The organism is Bacillus sp. RC251 (assembly GCF_044908765.1).
GTDB classification, from domain to species: Bacteria; Bacillota; Bacilli; order Bacillales; family Bacillaceae_G; genus Bacillus_A; species Bacillus_A wiedmannii.
This window is the reverse complement of sequence record NZ_JBIYDP010000016.1, coordinates 19,521-37,923: the sequence shown is the minus strand read 5'-3', so window position 1 is coordinate 37,923 and position 18,403 is coordinate 19,521. Positions and strand designations below refer to the sequence as shown.

Sequence of the window (18,403 nt, the reverse complement as noted above, 5' to 3'; positions counted from 1 at the left end):
ATAAGAGGATATCCCAAAAGATTGATAACATCAATTTTTTTAGAGGATATCCTCTTTTTTATGTTAACGATTTAACGGGAATCTTACTTTTGTAAATTTTCTTTTTCTTTTTTATACATATAGGTTGGTAATATGTGCAGTGCGTGATAAAGTAGGGATGATATAGAATAGAGTATCCATAATCTGCTAAAATAAATCTTTAGTAGAGGAAGTAAATTATTGGTGAGTAAGGGGAAAAAAGCAATCATGGATCAGGAAAAAAATAATGCGAATGGGAAAGCACGTCGGCCGATTGTATACATAAAAAGAACAATCATTCTCGTCTTACTATTTTCACTTGTATATTTCATGTATACAAAAATTGTTGCGCATAATAAGAAAGAAGAAACTTTAAAAGCAGCGGCAGAAATGAAGAAACAAGAAGAGCTGAAAAAGAAAGAAGAAGAAAAAAAGAAACGAGAAGTACAAAAACAAAAAGAGCAGGAAGAACAAGAAAAACAAGTGAAGCAAGCACAAGCTGTGGAAAAGCCTGCTGAGGGACCACCTCAAGAAATTAATGAAAACGCTCAATTAGATCAATATTTACAAAACGCAGGATTTAGCGGGACAGCTGTTATTGTGAAGAACGGAAAAGTTCTTTTGAATAAAGGATACGGTATGGCGAACAAAGAGAAACAAGTACCGAATAATTCAGAGACAACTTTTTATATTGGTTCTATTTCAAAGGCATTTGTAGCGACTGCTATTATGCAATTAAAGGATCAAAATAAATTAAATGTAGAGGATACGGTTGCAAAGTATATTCCAGATTTCCCTCAAGGTAATGGGATTCAGTTAAAGCATTTACTAACACATACATCAGGAATTCCAGAGTATGAGCAAGGAACAGAGGATATTTCTCATGAAGAACTGATAAAACGAATAGGAAAGCAAAAGCGTGTTGGGAGCCCAGGAGAGAAATGGAAATATTCCGATTCGAACTATTCGATACTCGCCTATATCGCTGAGAAGGTAAGTGGACAACCGTTAGAAGACTATATTAAACAACATATTTTTGCTACTGCGGGTATGAAACATTCTGGTTTCGGTAAAGCGTTAGAGCAAACAAGGTTCCCATCAACAGGTTATAAAATAGTAAATAACAATATGACAACACCTAATATTCCAAGTATGTCACAACTATATGGTTGTGGTGATATATATACAAGTGCACATGATTTATATTTATTTAATGAAGCACTCTTCTCTGGAAAGCTGATTTCAAAAGAGAGTTATGATCAAATGTTTACGGCTGTGAAAAAGGATTACGGATTTGGTTGGTATGTAGACCCGGGAAGTTATTCGAATCACGGTGTAATGCCAGGATGGAATTGTTTAAATGGATTTAGTAAAAACGGAAGTGTGTATGTCGTTTTATTATCTAACATTCAAAATAATATTAAATCGTTTGGTAAAGTGAATAACGACATTTATACGATGTTGCGAAATATTGAAGTGTAAGAGACTATCCTATTGGATAGTCTTTTTTATTGAGGAAGTGTATGTGCAATGGGATAATGAAATAAAGTGAAACTTTAATCAGTGGGGGGGCTTCATCCCAAACTGATTATTAGCCCTCACCAATCGGGCTTTTTCGGGCAGTAAGACCCCCACCTAACTTCTTTGCTTTCGCCGAATTTTGAGATGGGGGTCTTACTGCCCGGCAAATAGCGGGGTAAATGGAAAAGGGGGAAGGATATGAGTATACATAAGCATCACGCACGTAATGCAAAACGCATTTTTGGGGTATCTGTCATTGTATGGATTATTCTCGCAATTGGATTAGTGATGGAATATAAAAAAGGGATGCTATTCACTTCGAAGAAAGAAAATCTGAAATTAATAGGTGTTGTACTACCGGCATTTGGATTATTAATATATAGCTTTATAGAAAAACGAAGATCAAAAATGCTCAAACAGGAAAATTATAATATAGAGGCTTCTGAATTATTGGAGCAACAAAAATTTGTTGTTCGCAAAGAAGTAGGAGTATTTCAAGTAATTACATACTTTGGATTAGATGGCAGTGCAGTAGGATTTTTAAAAGAAGAGTATGATTTTGTGATTCAAAGTGTATGGCAAGCTGTACTCTCTTTTCTTGTTAATGGACTACATAAGCAACAATTTTATTTATATAATAATTCGGGAGAAAGATTATTGCGTGTTCAAAAGAAGATGGGAGTACGTAACTTCTATATTTTTTCCGATGTAGAGGGAAAGAAAATTGGAGAATTGAAACAAGTACTAAGTTTAACAAAGTGGGAATGGATCTTTTTAGGAGTGGATGGTAAAGAATTTGGTAAAGTGACTGGGGACCTTTCAGCAACAATGCAGAAAATAGATTGGCGAGATGGGACGCATATTGATGTAAAAGAAGATGGTATTCCTTTAGAAGCTGTTAAGTATTTCTCGGCAAGTGGTGGTTCACTTGTTACAGCTTCTATAAGTGAACAGGCAGAATTACCACGAGCGGTTTATTATAGTGCAGCTGCCATTGTTACAATTAAAAATTAAAATATACATAAAGATAGATGGGATACCATCTATCTTTTTTGTGTGACTAGAAAAGATGGTTTCTTTGAAAAATGTATGCCTTACCTATCACAAAAAAAGCCTGCTTTGTATACATTAAGATGTATGGATGTGTTTTTATACTTTAAAAATAATAGGAGGAGAAGTGTATGTGTTTGTTCGGTAAGTATTGGAAAAAGCTATCGAGATTGTTTAATAGACAATTAGATTATTTTTTAGATAATAAGTTATTGCCTGCTGTGGAGAGACTTTTATTTTCACAAAACTTCGCGAGATTTATTCAAAGAAACTCTAAGCAAGCTACGGAAGAAGTTATTGAATCAAGTAGATTCCAATCTATTATTTGTAACATTTTAAAAGAATGTAATACATCACCTTTTAAAGAAATTGCAGAGCAATATTTGGGTAAAAACGTAGAAATTACTGTGACAGTTGGACAGTTAACGGGTGTGATTGTAGCAGTTGGTGATGATTTCTTAACATTGCAAGAAGGAATAGGAACAGAAGTTTTATTACCATTTACAAGTATTATATCAATTAAAGAAGTGTAAGAAAGGAGAGTTATATATGTTATTTACTGATGAATTACGTAACCATGTTGGTGAACTAGTGCAAGTTGTGACAGCTGTAGAAATCATTGCAGGCGTTCTTTTATCTGTGACGGATGGGGCAGTAATTGTTCGTACTTCTCCTTCTTATGGACCACCAGAAGATGTAGTTGTACGTATTCCGATTATTGCTTATGTTCGCTTGGAAGGGTAAGCGTGATACAAGTATGAGAGTGTCAGTTGTGATTCCAGTGCATAATGAAGCAAGTACTTTATCAAAAGTTTTAGTAGAAGTAAGGAAGTTGGAACCATATGAAATTATCATAGTAGATAATGGATCGACAGATGGTACGAAAGAAATAGCGTTACAGCATAATTGCCGTGTGATTTATTATAGATATTCTCTTGGTAATGATGTGGGACGGGCAATTGGTGCTAGAGAAGCAAAAGGTGAAATTGTTTTATTTTTAGATGGCGATATCGTCATGAAAAGTGAAGAATTATACAATTTTATTAAAGGAATACAGCAAGGACATGAGATTGTTTTAAATAATTTAACATGGTCCGTTTATTTGAAGATGAGACCGCATTATACGACGGTTGGAAAATATATGTTAAACCGTTATTTGAACAAAAAAGAATTTGTTGTAGGATCTTTAATTGCGATACCACATGCGATAAGTCGTGAAGTGATTGAAGAACTAGGGTGGTGGAATTTAGCGGATCCAGCACTATTTCAAGCGATGGCGATGTCTAGAGGAGTAGATATTTCTGATATGGCTTCAGTTGATGTCATTTACACAAATAAAGTTCGTCCTGTCCATACGGGCACATCACCTGGCTCTCCTTATCCGAAAGCGACTAGTCGTATTATGGGGGATCATTTGCGAGCTTTACAATACGTAATCGAAACATACGGTAATCGCGGTGGTTTTTCAGAGGGCAATAAAGATAGGGAGTTTGTAGGAAAGTATAAACCAGTTTTATTACAAAAGAAAAAAGCGAAATATAGTGCCATTATCCCAGTATCAGAAGAGAAAACAACTATAAGGTCTGTTATACAAGAAGTGAAAAAAGCAGGTGTAGATGAAATTATAGTTGTTGTGAATGGAGCTGCCGTAAAGACCATTAAACAAGTAAAGCTAGAGAATGTTATTGTTGTTGAGTTGGAGGAAGTGCTTGGGCATAATGTAGCACGGGCGATAGGGGCCATGTATGCTACGGCAGATATTTGTTTATTTGTTGATAGTGATTTTGTTATTCCAGCAACAAATTTAATTCTATTTTTGCGTGCTATTGAAGATGGAAGTGATGTGGTATTAAATGATTTACAGTGTTTATTAGATATGTTTCATCCAGCAGATCCAATTAGCATGGGAAAATATTTTGTGAATTTGATAGCGAAGCGACCAGATTTATGGAATAACTCATTAACAGCAGTACCACACGCTATGCATAAAAAAGTAATAGAGAAAATTGGTTATGATTCTCTTGTGATTCCTCCAGTAGCTCAGGTGAAAGCTATTTTAGAAGGATTCTCTATTACAGCAGTAGAGTTAGTAGATGTTATAAAAACAAATCGAGTACGTCCAGAGCAACACGAATTTGTAAATGGGCGTATTTCAGCATTTGATCGTATTTTCGGGGATCAAATTGAGGCGATTGCGTATTTATTACAATGTACAGATGAACGCGGTGGCTTTACGGATGGAGATAGAGATAGAGATATCATTCAACACTTGAGAAGGGAAGAAGAGAATACAAATGAATAGTAGTAAAGTAGCTATTATTGGCTTAGGGTATGTTGGCCTTCCTTTAGCAGTCCATTTTGCAGAGAGAGGGCATACAGTACTTGGGTTAGATAAAGATATTAGAAAAATAGAATCAATTATAAAAGGAGAAAGTTATATTCCGGATGTTTCTTCTAAAGAGTTACAAAGTTTATTGATGAAAAAAAATTTAATAGTGAACACACCGGATCAAGGCATTGCTGATTTTCAAAATAGTGATTATGTTATTGTCACTGTCCCGACACCAATTAATGAACAAAGAGAACCAGACTTAAGTGCCCTCATTTCAGCCTCACATTATATACAACAAAACCTTCAAAAAGGACAAACCTTCATTTTTGAAAGCTCCACATATCCAGGTACACTCGAGGAAGTTATTATTCCGATTATTTCTCAAGCAGGTCAAAAGGTAGGAGAAGATTTTTATATCGGATATTCCCCTGAGAGAATTGATCCGGCTAATAGTCACTATTCCGTTCAAACGATTCCAAAAGTTATTAGTGGACAAACAGAAAAGTGTAAACAAAAAGTACAGGAGTTATATAGCACTACATTTGATGTCGTTGTTCCAGTTAGTTCTCCGAAAGTAGCGGAAATGTGTAAGTTGTTTGAAAATATTCAGCGCCTAGTCAATATTTCATTAGTAAATGAGTTAAACACACTATGTGAAAGTTTAGGAATTGATTTTTATGAGGCGCTTGAAGCCGCATCTACAAAACCGTTTGGATTTACCCCATATTGGCCAGGACCAGGAATAGGAGGACATTGTATTCCAGTAGATCCTTTATATTTCCAATGGAGAATAAAAAGGAATGGGGAAATTAGTCAATTAATTGAGGCTGCACATGTGATTAATGAAGAAATGCCAGAGAAAATAGTCCGGAAAGTAAAAGGCATGGTGCAATCACCTGCATCAGTTTTAATTGTAGGAATTGCGTATAAGAAAGATGTAAATGATTTGAGAGAATCACCGGCTTTACCAATTATTGAATTGTTAATAAAAGAAGGATATGAAATCGAATATCACGATCCATATATTTCTTCTGCAAAGTTTGAAGATAAGGTGTACCAATCTGTTTCTTTGGATGAACAAGTGGTTAAACAAGCGGGTTGTATTTTAATTTTAACTGATCACTCTAATATCGATTGGAAGCTTTTTAAAGGAATGAAGCGAGTAATAGATACACGTGGAATTATAAAGAAGGTGAGTGTATGAGTAAGAAATGTTTAATTACAGGTGGAGCAGGATTTATTGGTTCACATTTAGCTGAAGAGCTGGTGAAAAGAGGCTATGGAGTTACGATCGTTGATAACTTCTATAAAGGGAAAAATAAATATCATGATGAGCTAATGAAAGAAATTCGAGTTATTCCAATAAGTGTTTTAGATAAAAATTCTATTTATGAATTAGTAAACCAACATGATGTAGTGTTTCATTTAGCAGCAATTTTAGGCGTGAAAACGACAATGGAAAAGAGTATAGAGCTTATTGAAACAAATTTTGATGGAACGAGAAATATTTTACAAGCAGCGCTAAAAGAAAAGAAGAAAGTGGTCTTTGCTTCTACTTCAGAAGTATATGGTAAGGCAAAGCCACCCTTCTCTGAAGAGGGAGATCGATTATACGGGGCAACTTCTAAAATACGCTGGAGTTATGCAGTGTGTAAAACATTAGAAGAAACATTATGTTTAGGATACGCATTAGAAGGTTTACCGGTAACGATTGTTCGTTATTTTAATATTTATGGTCCAAGAGCGAAAGATGGTCCGTATGCAGGGGTAATCCCACGATTTATTAGTGCGGCTTTGCAAGGGGAAGACATTCTCGTATATGGAGATGGAGAGCAGACACGTTGCTTTACGTATGTAAGTGATGCGGTAGAGGCAACGATTCGAGCAATGGATGAAAAGGTAAATGGTGAAATTATTAACATAGGTTCTGAGAATGAAAAGAGTATAAAAGAAGTAGCAGAAGTAATTAAAAATCTAACGAAATCCTCTTCAAAGATTATTCAAGTTCCTTTTGAAGAGGTATATCCACATGGCTTTGAAGAAATTCCAAATAGAAGACCAGATGTTGCGAAATTAAGAGAACTTGTTCAGTTTCAAGCAAAGGTAACGTGGGAAGAAGGATTGAAAGAAACTATTAAGTGGTTCCGTGAAGAAAATAATGGCTAAGTCACTATCGGTCATTATACCTGTATGTAATGAAGCTGAAACGATTTCAGATGTTATCCAATCGGCAAAAGGATTAAATCCAATAGAGATTATTGTAGTAGCAAACGGTTGTAACGATGGTACAGAAGAGGTTGCTGATTGTTTAGGGTGTAAAGTAATCAAGCATACAGAGCTACTAGGGAACGATGTTGGCCGCGCGATTGGCGCAAAACACGCGATAGGTGATGTATTACTATTTATAGATGGAGATTTTGCTATTCAAACTTCAAAATTACAATTATTCCTGAATCCGATTTTACATGATCAGGCCGACATCGTTTTAAATAATTTGGACGCATTATTTTTAAAGAAACAAAAACCGCATTCTATTACCGTATGGCGCCAAATATTAAATGCAATATTAGAGCGCGAAGAATTAAAGATTGATTCTTTATTAGCTGTACCGCATGCGTTGACGAAAGAGGTTGTTCAAAGCATTGGATATGAATGTTTCGTTAATCCTATTGTCGCTCATTTACGCCTAGTACAAAGCAAATGGAGAATTAGTCGTCATTGTGCAATTGACGTTATTACGCCAAATAAATTTCGGCCGGCCGAGCATGCTGCGTATGGCACGGGTCTTTCTCAATCTGAAAAACGGATGATAGGTGATCATATAGAAGCTGTAGCGGAGCGAATAGTAGGCACTGATGAGCGCGGAGGGTATTATGATGGAAATAGGAAAAGAGAGTGTGTCTATCATACTTTAAGTTTCGAAGATTTTTATCAAGGATGGGGCGTTACATCTAAGTTGTATAAAGGAAAACAATTATCGGTCATTATTCCTGTACAAGATGAAGAGAAAACAATTGGAAATGTTATAGAAGAGCTTCGCAAAATTGAACCTTTTGAAATTATCGTTGTTGTAAATGGTTCGTCTGATCAAACAGCAACGATTGCAAAAGACAAGGGAGCAACAACAATTGTATATAAAGAAGCACTTGGCAACGATGTGGGACGTTCACTTGGGACTTATTTCGCCAAAGGAGAAATTGTATTATTTATAGACGGTGATTTTGTTATTCCAGCTAGTGAGCTATATCCATTTACAAAAGCTATTGCAGATGGAATGGATGTCGCATTAAATGATCTAAATCATTATTTAGATTTAAGAGTACCGCTTCATCTTGTAACTGCATTTAAATATGCATTAAATTTAGCTTGTGATAGAAAAGATTTAGGAGTAGGATCTCTTATCGCTGTACCTAATGCGTTTAGCCAGAAGTGTTTGAAATCAATTGGGTATAGGTCTTTATTGTCACCTTGCGTAGCGCAAGTAAAAGCTATTCTTTCAGGATTCGAAATTGCGTGTGTAAGTCGTGTAGAGGTCGATAAGATGAACCGCATTCGTCCCAGTGAACATTTTGCAAAAATAGGTCATCCTCCAGCTGTCTTGCGAATTATAGGTGATCATATAGAAGGATTAGAGCAATTAATTGTATTAGAAGGTAGCCGTGGTGGATTCTATGATGGGAATAGAAAAAGAGACGTTTTAGAGTAGTAACAAAAAAAGTGTACAACATATGTACACTTTTTTGTTCTGTTATAAAAACTATAACAGATTAGGAGATAAGAGTATTACAGCTCTACAATGGGTATTGTTCTTATATTACAAAATAGGACTCGTACATAAGGATACCAAAAAAATACAATTAAGGAAAGGGTTAATTATAAAGACTTTTAAGTGAAGTTAGCACTATGCATATAGTAGTTTGCTCAACATTTCACAAACATGTCACAACTATTTCGTTCACTTTAGCAAAAAAGTAGTATTCTAAGTGTGTAAGCTGTTATATAAAAAATCTTAGTCCTGTACTAATCAAAAATGGAGGAGATTAGGATGACTCAAGTATTAGAAAATGTTAAAAACGCATGGGAAAACTTTAAAGGTGAAAAATGGAAAGCAGAGATTGATGTTCGCGATTTCATTTTAAATAATGTAAACGTTTTCGAAGGGGACGAATCTTTCTTAGCGGGAGCAACTGAAGCAACGAAACAACTTTGGGATCAAGTAATGGATTTAACAACGAAAGAACGTGAAAATGGTGGCGTTCTTGATATGGATACAAAAATTGTTTCTTCTATTACATCACATGAACCAGGATATTTAAATAAAGATATTGAAAAAGTAGTCGGTTTCCAAACTGAAAAACCATTTAAACGTTCTTTACAACCATATGGTGGTATTCGTATGGCGGAACAAGCTTGTGAATCTTATGGATACGAAATGGATAAAGAGCTTAGTCGTATTTTTAGAGATTGGAGAAAAACTCATAACCAAGGTGTATTCGATGCTTATACACCAGAAATGAGAAATGCACGTAAATCAGGTGTAATTACTGGTCTTCCAGATGCATACGGACGTGGACGTATTATCGGTGACTACCGACGCGTAGCATTATATGGTATTGATCATTTAATTGAAGCGAAAAAAGTTGATTTGAATTTAACTGGCGGTGTAATGAGCGAAGATACAATGCGTTTACGCGAAGAGTTATCTGAGCAAATGCGTGCACTTCAAGAGTTAAAACAAATGGCTGCTTCTCATGGCTTTGATATTTCTAAGCCAGCAACAAACACACAAGAAGCATTCCAATGGTTATACTTCGCATATCTTGCAGCGATTAAAGAGCAAAATGGAGCTGCAATGAGTCTTGGACGTACTTCTACATTCTTAGATATTTATATTGAAAGAGATTTAGCAAATGGTACTTTAACAGAAGGAGAAGTACAAGAAATTGTGGATCACTTCATTATGAAATTACGTCTTGTGAAATTTGCAAGAACACCTGATTATAATGAATTATTCTCTGGTGACCCAACTTGGGTAACTGAGTCTATCGGTGGTATGGCATTAGATGGTCGTCCATTAGTAACAAAGAACTCATTCCGTTTCTTGCATACATTAGATAATTTAGGACCAGCTCCAGAACCAAACTTAACAGTTCTTTGGTCTAAACAATTACCGCAGAACTTTAAAAACTACTGTGCAAAAATGTCTATTAAAACATCAGCAATTCAATATGAAAATGATGACATTATGCGTACTGAATACGGCGATGACTACGGAATTGCTTGTTGTGTATCTGCAATGAGAATTGGTAAACAAATGCAGTTCTTCGGTGCACGTGCAAACTTAGCAAAAGCATTACTATATGCGATTAACGGTGGTAAAGATGAAAAATCTAAAGCACAAGTTGGTCCTGAGTACGCACCGATTACTTCTGAAGTATTAGATTATGAAGAAGTTATGCGTAAGTTTGATATGACAATGGAATGGTTAGCAGGTCTATATTTAAACACATTAAATGTTATTCATTACATGCATGATAAATATAGCTACGAACGTATTGAAATGGCACTTCATGATACAAATGTTCTTCGTACAATGGCAACAGGTATCGCGGGTCTATCAGTAGTAGCAGACTCTTTAAGTGCAATTAAACACGCAAAAGTAAAACCAATTCGTGATGAAAACGGTATTGCAGTTGACTTTGAAATCGAAGGAGATTTCCCTAAATACGGTAACAATGATGACCGTGTAGATGAAATCGCTGTAAATCTTGTAAAAACATTTATGAATAAACTTCGTAAACATAAAACATACAGAAATTCTGTTCATACAATGTCGATCTTAACAATCACATCTAACGTTGTATACGGTAAGAAAACTGGTAACACTCCAGATGGTCGCCGTACTGGAGAACCATTTGCACCAGGTGCGAACCCAATGCATGGTCGTGATACAAAAGGTGCATTAGCTTCATTATTATCTGTAGCTAAATTACCATATGAAGATGCACAAGATGGTATTTCTAATACATTCTCTATTATTCCAAAAGCACTTGGTAAAGAGGATGATGTACAAGTACGTAACTTAGTATCAATGCTTGATGGTTATGCAGTAAAAGAAGGCCATCACTTAAATATTAACGTATTTAATCGTGAAACATTAATGGATGCGATGGAACATCCTGAGAAATATCCACAATTAACAATTCGCGTATCTGGTTACGCTGTAAACTTTATTAAATTAACTCGTGAACAACAAATCGATGTAATTAATCGTACAATGCATGAAAGTATGTAAGTGAAAAAGTGTCCCTCTGCTTTTTATAAATCGAAGAGGGGTCTGCTTCAATAAAGGAGGAAGTAACATGATAAAAGGAAGAATTCATTCTGTAGAGTCTTGTGGTACTGTTGATGGCCCAGGAATTCGTTATGTCATATTTACACAAGGGTGTTTATTACGTTGTCAATACTGTCATAATGCTGATACGTGGGAGATCGGTAAAGGAAAAGAAATAACAGTTGAAGAAGTAATGCAGGATGTGACATGTTACCTTCCTTTTATTGAAGCTTCTGGAGGCGGTATAACAGTTAGTGGTGGTGAACCATTATTACAGCTAGATTTCTTAATTGAATTATTTAAGAAATGTAAGGAAGTTGGAATTCATACAACAATTGATTCTTCGGGTGGTTGTTATTCTGAAGAACCAGAATTCCAAAATAAGCTAGATATTTTAATGGATTACACAGATTTAGTTTTATTGGATTTGAAACATATTGATTCAAAGAAACACCGTAAATTAACAGGGAAACCAAATGAACATATTTTACAATTTGCTCGTTATTTATCGGATAAAAATAAACCAATTTGGGTAAGACACGTATTAGTTCCTGGTGTTACGGATAATGAAGAGGATCTACAAAAATTATCTAGCTTTATTCAAAGCCTGTCTAATGTTCAGAAGGTTGAAGTGCTACCATATCATAAGCTTGGTGTATATAAATGGGAGGCACTTGGGCATAAGTATCCACTCGCGAATGTAGAACCACCTACTGAAAAAAATGTAGAGCAAGCAAGACATATTTTACAAGCAGTCTAATCCAAATATTGGATTAGGCTTTTTGCTTTCTTTACAATAAAACCTAGAGTATGTATATAGAAAAGAGTATACTAAAAATAGAATATCCATATTTTTGTAAGGAATAAGTGGAGAAATTTACATAATTGTAAAGGGAAATCAAAATAGTAAAAAGAATTAAGAAGTAAAAGAGTGAGTATTATGGAATAGAGAACATTTGTAAGTTATTGCGAAAGCTCTTATAGGAAAGTATAATGTAAAGATATGAGCACAGATAGGATTAAGGGGTCAATCTTATATGCTTTGCATATCCACGACAGGTACATAGCTGAAAGAGAAGTATTAGAATCTGTTTATGTAATTTTTAAGGAAAATGTTTTTCCTATTGTCGTATATGCAATATGGAGAAACAATAAGCTAGGAGTGGATTTGTTTGATAAAAAACCCCAAGGTTTTAATATTAACTGCACATTACGGTAATGGTCATGTGCAAGTAGCGAAAACATTAGAACAAACATTTCGCCAAAAAGGAATTAAAGATGTAATTGTATGCGATTTGTTCGGAGAATCACATCCAGTTATAACCGATATTACAAAATATTTATATTTAAAAAGTTATACAATAGGAAAAGAATTATACCGCTTGTTTTATTATGGCGTAGAAAAAATTTATGATAAAAAAATAGCATCTTGGTATGCGAACTTTGGAAGAAAACGTTTGAAATTACTTTTACAAGCAGAGAAACCGGATATTGTTATTAATACTTTTCCAATCATAGCTGTACCAGAGTTAAAAAAGCAAACAGGTATTTCAATTCCTGTTTATAACGTATTAACGGATTTTTGTGTGCACAAAATATGGATTCATCGGGAAGTAGATCGTTATTTTGTAGCAACGGATCACGTGAAAAAAATTATGGTTGATATTGGTGTGCCCTCGGAGCAAATTGTTGAAACTGGAATTCCGATTCGTAGTAGTTTTGAGCTCAAGATCAATCCAGACATTATATATAATAAATATCAGTTATGTAAAAATAAAAAGATTTTACTAATTGTAGCAGGTGCTCATGGGGTATTAGGAAGTGTAAAAGAACTATGCCAATCATTTATGTCATTACTTGATTTACAAGTAGTTGTCGTTTGTGGAAAGAATGAAGCATTAAAACAGGATTTATTAGGAGTACAGGAAAAAAATCCTGATGCATTAAAAGTATTTGGTTATGTTGAAAATATTGATGAATTATTCCGTGTTACTTCTTGTATGATTACGAAGCCAGGCGGTATTACGTTAAGTGAAGCGGCAGCATTGCAAGTACCTGTCATTTTATATAAGCCTGTTCCAGGGCAAGAAAATGAAAATGCGATGTACTTTGAAAGAAAAGGAGCTGCAGTTGTCATTCGTGATGATAGTGAGGTTTTTGCAAAGACAGAGGCGTTATTACAAGATGATATGAAGCTTCTTCAAATGAAAGAAGCGATGAAAAGCATTTATCGTCCGGAGCCAGCTGGTCATATTGTGGATACAATTTTGACAGAAAATCATGTAGAACCGAATCATATACCTATTAAATCACCTGCTCTTGCACAACTATTTACTTAATATGAAACCCTCTTTTATATGTTTAAAGAGGGTTCTTTATTGTTTTATAAGATAAAGTAGTAACTTATCCACATGAAGATTACGCTTTCATTAAACAGTAAAGTCGAAATATTAACAACTATATCCACATTGTCCACAATTTTTAGAAAACTATCCACAATTCGAACATTTACTATGCGTTACAACATATAAACTTGTGAAGGATTTGTTGAATTTATTCACAATTCTATAAATTTTGTGGATAACGTTATCCACACAAAAAAGGTTCCTTATAAATAAGGAACCTTTTTGTCTATTCCATCACGTAGAAAAAATATGTAATGAGAATGAATAATCAGGGGGGGAAACTTCTAATTATTCATTCTCACTTTAAATACTTTTCGAGCGATAACCCGCTGCGCGATCTGCTTTGCGAAATTCTCGTTGGTAAAGAACTTCTTGTGTACTAGATAATGTGTTTTTTGTTTTGTCACGTTTCTTTTTATCCATTACAAATCACCTCGTGTCCTAAAGTCACTATCTATCGTTTCCAAAGACATAGGGTGATATACGTATATGGTAAAATGTTAATGATTAATTATTTTTTCTGGAAATTTAGATTATGCTTCTTTTAATTGGTGAGCATCTTGGAACGTTGTATCTCGCATTGTAGCAAGTGTATATTGATCTTTTGGGATTTCATATAAGTTATATACTTCTTCATTTGCGTTAATTTCATCATAAACGGCTTTTCTTGTTTCGTTTGCTAGATTTACATATTGTAGTTTTTCGGCAGCTTTAATAGAACGAATATTTATTTTACGAATACGCATAAAGATTGTTTCAATATCTAATTCATAGAAAAGTTCACTAAAAAATGAATCTTTCGCCAATTTATTATAGCCTTTTCCATGATAGGGTTTGCCAAGCCATGTTCCGAGAAATCCGGCTTTTTCTTGCACATCAAATAAAGTAATTGTTCCGATAGGGTTACCCCATTCATCTAAAATTGTGCGTGAAATTAATTCCCCACGCTCTTCAGCTTCAATCGTTTGTTTCGTTAAAAATAAATACTCTTCATAAGAATAAGCCTTTTGACGCACAAAAGGGAAGACAGCTGGGTCCACCATTAACTCGTATAGAACGTGGCTGTCGTGTAAGTCGCGTTTTTTCAACATACTAACTCCTCCTCACACGAGGGTAGCATGACGAAAAAACACCCCACCCTCGAAATTTTTATATCAATCTTTAAAAAATTTCGGGGTGGGAATCGAACCCACTAGAACCAGTTTCTAACGCTGGTGGCGCACCATTTGCCTTCCCCATTCATCAATTTGAAAATGATAATCACGACACAAATTGATTATGGTTTCATTCAGTTTATAATCGTATAATACTTTATCTAGTCAAAAAAATAAACTAGTTTTTTTTATTTTTTTTGTAAATTATTTTTCCATCAATCATGGTTAGTACAGGCTTGGCTAAATAATGGAAAGGATGATGAGTCCATAACACAAGATCAGCGTCTTTTCCAACCTCAATGCTTCCAATTCTATCCTCTAAACGTAAATTTCGTGCTGGAAATATGGTGATTCCTTCTAGTGCAGTTTTTTCGTCTAATCCTTCTCTTACTGCGACAGCAGCACAAATATTTAAATATTGAATTGGTGTATAAGGGTGATCTGTTGTTATAGAAACTTCCACACCATTTTTCGATAATATATGGTAAGTATCCCATGTTTTGTTTTTAAGTTCGATTTTAGAACGGCGTGTAAGAGTGGGGCCAACTGAAACCTTCAAATTGTGTTTCGAAAGTTCTTCAACAATAAAGTGTCCTTCTGTACAATGTTCAATACGTAAATCGAGATTGAACTCTGTTGCAAAGCGTAGAGCAGAACTAATATCATCTGCTCGGTGAGCGTGGATACGTACGGGTATTTCGCGGCGTAATGCTTTTAAGATAGGAAGCATTCGAAAATCAGCTTCATGCCCGTAGTGCTGTGCTTCATAGAATGATTCCCGAAGTAATCCCATAATTCCCATACGTGTTATGGATTCTTTTGTTCCATTACTATGGACCTTTTTAGGATTTTCTCCAAAGGCAATCTTTAAGCCGGCAGGTTCTTGAATAATCATATGATCAATACAAGTTCCAGCTGTTTTTATTACACAAGTCGTACCACCGATAATGTTTTGACTTCCTGGCATAACGTGAACAGTTGTGATTCCGTTTTGTACAGCATCTTGAAATGCACTATCAAAAGGGTGGATTCCGTCCAAAGAACGGATATGTGGTGTTGAAACTTCAGATGTTTCATTTGCATCATTGCCAGCCCAACCAGTACCTTCATCATAGAGACCAAGATGAGTATGGACATCAATAAATCCAGGTAAAAGATGAAGAGCACGAGCGTCTATAACTGTCATATCTTGAGTAGGTTGAATGGAAGGCTTGACCTCGGCAATTCTTTCTCCTATAACGAGTACATCCCCTTGAAATTTTTGGGATGTAATAGGATAGACAATGGCTTGTTTGAGCAATATTTTCATAGGTACCTCATTTCTGTTACTTTACAATGTTAATGGAATTTAAGGGAAAGTAACTGAAAGGTTATTTGTGTAATAATGCTCCGGATTCTAGAAAATGAAAGTTTTGAAAGGGGACCCTGTAAAACTGTATTTTAGAAGTACTACATTGTATGCGAAAGTATATTTTGTAATGCATGGTCTATTGCCGGAAATGTGTATTGATACCCATGTTCAATTGCTTTACTAGGTAATACATGTTGTCCTTCGAGTACAAGTATACTCATCTCACCTAATAAAGTGTGAAGCATAAATGAAGGGACAGGTAACCAATGAGGTTTTTTCATTATAGTTGCAATGGTTTCTCCAAATTCCTTCATTCTTATAGGTAGGGGAGCTGTGATGTTAAAAGGGCCATCAATTTCTTCTTTGTGTATGATGAAATCAATTAGGCGAACGACATCGTCTATATGAATCCATGATAACCATTGGTTTCCAGATCCAATTGTACCTCCAATATAGAATTGATAGGGGAGTAGCATTTTGGGAAGAGCTCCTCCGTCTGCGCCTAATACAACTCCAAGTCTTGCGTAGATTGTTCGCATTCCAAGAGAGCGTGCTTTAGATGCTTCTTGTTCCCATGAATATACTGTATTTGCTAAAAAGTCATTTCCAGGAATCTCATGCTGTTCTGTAAAAGACTCAGTTTCAGACGTTCCATAGTATCCAATAGCACTTGCGTTAATAAATGTATTTGGCTTTGTACCAAGTGTTTGCAATTGTTTAATGAGTCCTTTTGTTGTTTGAATTCGACTGTTTAAAATGGATTCCTTTTGTTTCTTTGTCCATCTACTATTAATAGACTCTCCAGCTAGATTAATAACTACATCGATAGAAGAGATGGGGAAGGTTTGTAAATCTGGTGTCCATTGTACATACTGAAGGTTAGGATGGGAAGTTTCAGTAGTTTTGTTTCGAGTAAGAATGTAAACATTATATCCTTTTTGAATAAAAAAAGTAGAAAGGTATTTACCGATAAAGCCGGTACCACCGGAAATTGCGATTCTCACAATTATTTCCTCCTCATTATATATATTCTTGAAAAGCAAAAACGTTCCTTGACTATGTTAAAATAATAGAGAGGTGAGAGTATGGCTGTCATTACAAAAATAGAAGTGCAAAAACGATCGAAAGAACGATTTAATATTTATATTGATAAAGGTCAAGGTGAAGAATACGGATTTAGTGTGGATCAAGTAATCTTAATGAAACATGGATTACAAAAAGGATTAGAAATTGATGAAATAGCGTTAGGGAATATTTTATACAATGAAGAGGTACAAAAAGCATATTTACAAGCAATTTCCTATCTATCCTATCAAATGAGAACAAAAAAAGAAGTAGAAGACTATTTACGAAAAAAAGAAGTGGGACAGGCCGTCATCTCTGAAGTCGTTTCGAAATTATTACATGATCGATATATTAATGATAAAGAGTACGCTGTTTTATATACGCGAACGCAAAGTAATGTGAATCGAAAGGGTCCGACTGTTATTAAAAGAGAGTTATTAAATAAAGGTGTTCAGGATCTAATCATTACACATAGTTTACAAGAATATCCGAAGGAAAAGCAAATTGAGAATGCTTTACTTCTTATAGAAAAGAAGAAAAGGTCTTATCAAAAGCATTCCTTTTTACAAATGAAGCTAAAGTTAGACGAAATGCTTGTTCGTAAAGGATATTCTAGAGATGTGATTCAAATTTGTTTGGAAGAATTGAAAGACGAAAAAGATGACGAACAGCAACAAGAAGCGTTACACTATCATGGGAATAAATATTATGAGAAATATAAGAAGTATGATGGATGGACATTCGAAAATAAGATGAAACAAGCGTTATATCGCAAAGGGTTCTCTATTGATGAGATAGAGATATTTTTGCAGATGAAACGTGAAGAGGGATGAGGGGAATAAGATGAATATGCCAAAGCGCTACAGTGAAATGACACCACATGAGCTAAGGGAAGAAATTGGGGTTTTGAAAGAGCAAGCAATAAAGGCAGAGCAGCTTGGTATTGTAAATGAGTTCGATGTATTAATGCGCAAGATGGCAATGGCTCGTGCTTATATGACTGATATAAACAAATTCCATATTGGTGAGACATATGAATTAGTAGAAGAACCTGGTATATTATTTGAAATTACGTATTTCAACGGGGTATTTGCTTGGGGACATAAGCAAAATGATAATGAAGAGATTGGAATACCGATTTCTTTATTGCAAGAAAAATGAAAACCAGAGAGC

17 protein-coding genes are annotated in these 18,403 nt (G+C 35.0%); 13 read left to right on the top strand and 4 right to left on the bottom strand.

Annotated elements, in window-relative coordinates; translation table 11 throughout:
* Positions 1-246 precede the first annotated feature (246 nt).
* The 11 genes from ABH961_RS27205 to ABH961_RS27155 all read left to right on the top strand — a co-directional run bounded on the left by ABH961_RS27205 (position 247) and on the right by ABH961_RS27155 (position 13,594).
* On the top strand, positions 247-1,500 hold the full coding sequence (locus tag ABH961_RS27205; RefSeq protein ID WP_098079113.1) for a serine hydrolase domain-containing protein: 1,254 nt from the start codon (positions 247-249) through the stop codon (positions 1,498-1,500).
* 237 nt (positions 1,501-1,737) lie between these two features.
* Complete coding sequence (locus tag ABH961_RS27200) at positions 1,738-2,553, top strand: hypothetical protein (RefSeq protein ID WP_048542111.1); 816 nt, start codon at positions 1,738-1,740, stop codon at positions 2,551-2,553.
* Between the two features lie 167 nt (positions 2,554-2,720).
* The gene (locus tag ABH961_RS27195) at positions 2,721-3,122 is read left to right on the top strand and encodes an LSm family protein (protein WP_000335522.1); all 402 of its coding nucleotides are present in this window, start codon (positions 2,721-2,723) and stop codon (positions 3,120-3,122) included.
* Positions 3,123-3,138: 16 nt separating this feature from the next.
* Positions 3,139-3,333, top strand: a complete 195-nt coding sequence (locus ABH961_RS27190) for an LSm family protein (protein ID WP_000899469.1) — start codon at positions 3,139-3,141, stop codon at positions 3,331-3,333.
* A gap of 13 nt (positions 3,334-3,346) precedes the next feature.
* Entirely contained in the window at positions 3,347-4,891 is a 1,545-nt protein-coding gene (locus tag ABH961_RS27185; RefSeq protein WP_141520051.1) for a glycosyltransferase family 2 protein, read from the top strand.
* Positions 4,884-6,125: a nucleotide sugar dehydrogenase gene (locus tag ABH961_RS27180; protein ID WP_098079792.1), complete on the top strand. Its 1,242-nt coding sequence runs from the start codon at positions 4,884-4,886 to the stop codon at positions 6,123-6,125. Before ABH961_RS27185 ends, ABH961_RS27180 begins: the two co-directional genes overlap by 8 nt.
* Positions 6,122-7,087 (top strand): NAD-dependent epimerase/dehydratase family protein, encoded by a 966-nt coding sequence (locus ABH961_RS27175; RefSeq protein WP_048542109.1) that lies wholly within the window; start codon positions 6,122-6,124, stop codon positions 7,085-7,087. Before ABH961_RS27180 ends, ABH961_RS27175 begins: the two co-directional genes overlap by 4 nt.
* On the top strand, positions 7,080-8,627 hold the full coding sequence (locus tag ABH961_RS27170; protein ID WP_098079824.1) for a glycosyltransferase family 2 protein: 1,548 nt from the start codon (positions 7,080-7,082) through the stop codon (positions 8,625-8,627). The genes ABH961_RS27175 and ABH961_RS27170 overlap by 8 nt, the downstream gene beginning before the upstream one ends.
* A 339-nt stretch (positions 8,628-8,966) precedes the next feature.
* Entirely contained in the window at positions 8,967-11,216 is a 2,250-nt protein-coding gene (gene pflB / locus ABH961_RS27165; protein ID WP_098079790.1) for a formate C-acetyltransferase, read from the top strand.
* Positions 11,217-11,283: 67 nt separating this feature from the next.
* Positions 11,284-12,015 carry a pyruvate formate-lyase-activating protein gene (pflA, locus tag ABH961_RS27160; protein WP_000589742.1) on the top strand — a complete coding sequence of 244 codons (732 nt, stop codon included), beginning with the start codon at positions 11,284-11,286 and terminating at the stop codon, positions 12,013-12,015.
* Between the two features lie 412 nt (positions 12,016-12,427).
* The gene (locus ABH961_RS27155) at positions 12,428-13,594 is read left to right on the top strand and encodes a diglucosyl diacylglycerol synthase (protein ID WP_098079787.1); all 1,167 of its coding nucleotides are present in this window, start codon (positions 12,428-12,430) and stop codon (positions 13,592-13,594) included.
* A 369-nt stretch (positions 13,595-13,963) separates the two neighbouring features.
* On the opposite strand, the gene ABH961_RS27150 is transcribed toward ABH961_RS27155, so the two are convergent.
* From ABH961_RS27150 to ABH961_RS27135, 4 genes are all read right to left on the bottom strand, one after another.
* On the bottom strand, positions 13,964-14,083 hold the full coding sequence (locus tag ABH961_RS27150) for a YfhE family protein (RefSeq protein WP_000358487.1): 120 nt from the start codon (positions 14,081-14,083) through the stop codon (positions 13,964-13,966).
* Between the two features lie 110 nt (positions 14,084-14,193).
* Positions 14,194-14,751, bottom strand: coding sequence for a GNAT family N-acetyltransferase (locus tag ABH961_RS27145; RefSeq protein WP_000914737.1), 558 nt, complete (start codon positions 14,749-14,751; stop codon positions 14,194-14,196).
* A 241-nt stretch (positions 14,752-14,992) separates the two neighbouring features.
* Positions 14,993-16,123, bottom strand: a complete 1,131-nt coding sequence (locus ABH961_RS27140; RefSeq protein ID WP_098049420.1) for an amidohydrolase — start codon at positions 16,121-16,123, stop codon at positions 14,993-14,995.
* Positions 16,124-16,263: 140 nt separating this feature from the next.
* On the bottom strand, positions 16,264-17,169 hold the full coding sequence (locus tag ABH961_RS27135; protein WP_098079785.1) for a TIGR01777 family oxidoreductase: 906 nt from the start codon (positions 17,167-17,169) through the stop codon (positions 16,264-16,266).
* Positions 17,170-17,250: 81 nt separating this feature from the next.
* Between ABH961_RS27135 and recX the strand changes: the two genes are divergently transcribed.
* Positions 17,251-18,063, top strand: coding sequence for a recombination regulator RecX (recX, locus tag ABH961_RS27130; protein WP_000268506.1), 813 nt, complete (start codon positions 17,251-17,253; stop codon positions 18,061-18,063).
* A 10-nt stretch (positions 18,064-18,073) separates the two neighbouring features.
* Positions 18,074-18,391, top strand: a complete 318-nt coding sequence (locus ABH961_RS27125; protein ID WP_001057030.1) for a YfhH family protein — start codon at positions 18,074-18,076, stop codon at positions 18,389-18,391.
* Positions 18,392-18,403 lie beyond the last annotated feature (12 nt).

Coding starts and splice junctions, on each gene's coding strand:
- ABH961_RS27170 (WP_098079824.1), top strand. CDS start 7,080: ATGGCTAAGTCACTATCGGTCATTATACCTGTATGTAATGAAGCTGAA.
- pflA (WP_000589742.1), top strand. CDS start 11,284: ATGATAAAAGGAAGAATTCATTCTGTAGAGTCTTGTGGTACTGTTGAT.
- ABH961_RS27190 (WP_000899469.1), top strand. CDS start 3,139: ATGTTATTTACTGATGAATTACGTAACCATGTTGGTGAACTAGTGCAA.
- ABH961_RS27175 (WP_048542109.1), top strand. CDS start 6,122: ATGAGTAAGAAATGTTTAATTACAGGTGGAGCAGGATTTATTGGTTCA.
- ABH961_RS27185 (WP_141520051.1), top strand. CDS start 3,347: ATGAGAGTGTCAGTTGTGATTCCAGTGCATAATGAAGCAAGTACTTTA.
- ABH961_RS27200 (WP_048542111.1), top strand. CDS start 1,738: ATGAGTATACATAAGCATCACGCACGTAATGCAAAACGCATTTTTGGG.
- ABH961_RS27195 (WP_000335522.1), top strand. CDS start 2,721: ATGTGTTTGTTCGGTAAGTATTGGAAAAAGCTATCGAGATTGTTTAAT.
- ABH961_RS27205 (WP_098079113.1), top strand. CDS start 247: ATGGATCAGGAAAAAAATAATGCGAATGGGAAAGCACGTCGGCCGATT.
- ABH961_RS27140 (WP_098049420.1), bottom strand. CDS start 16,123: ATGAAAATATTGCTCAAACAAGCCATTGTCTATCCTATTACATCCCAA.
- ABH961_RS27125 (WP_001057030.1), top strand. CDS start 18,074: ATGAATATGCCAAAGCGCTACAGTGAAATGACACCACATGAGCTAAGG.
- pflB (WP_098079790.1), top strand. CDS start 8,967: ATGACTCAAGTATTAGAAAATGTTAAAAACGCATGGGAAAACTTTAAA.
- recX (WP_000268506.1), top strand. CDS start 17,251: ATGGCTGTCATTACAAAAATAGAAGTGCAAAAACGATCGAAAGAACGA.
- ABH961_RS27180 (WP_098079792.1), top strand. CDS start 4,884: ATGAATAGTAGTAAAGTAGCTATTATTGGCTTAGGGTATGTTGGCCTT.
- ABH961_RS27145 (WP_000914737.1), bottom strand. CDS start 14,751: ATGTTGAAAAAACGCGACTTACACGACAGCCACGTTCTATACGAGTTA.
- ABH961_RS27150 (WP_000358487.1), bottom strand. CDS start 14,083: ATGGATAAAAAGAAACGTGACAAAACAAAAAACACATTATCTAGTACA.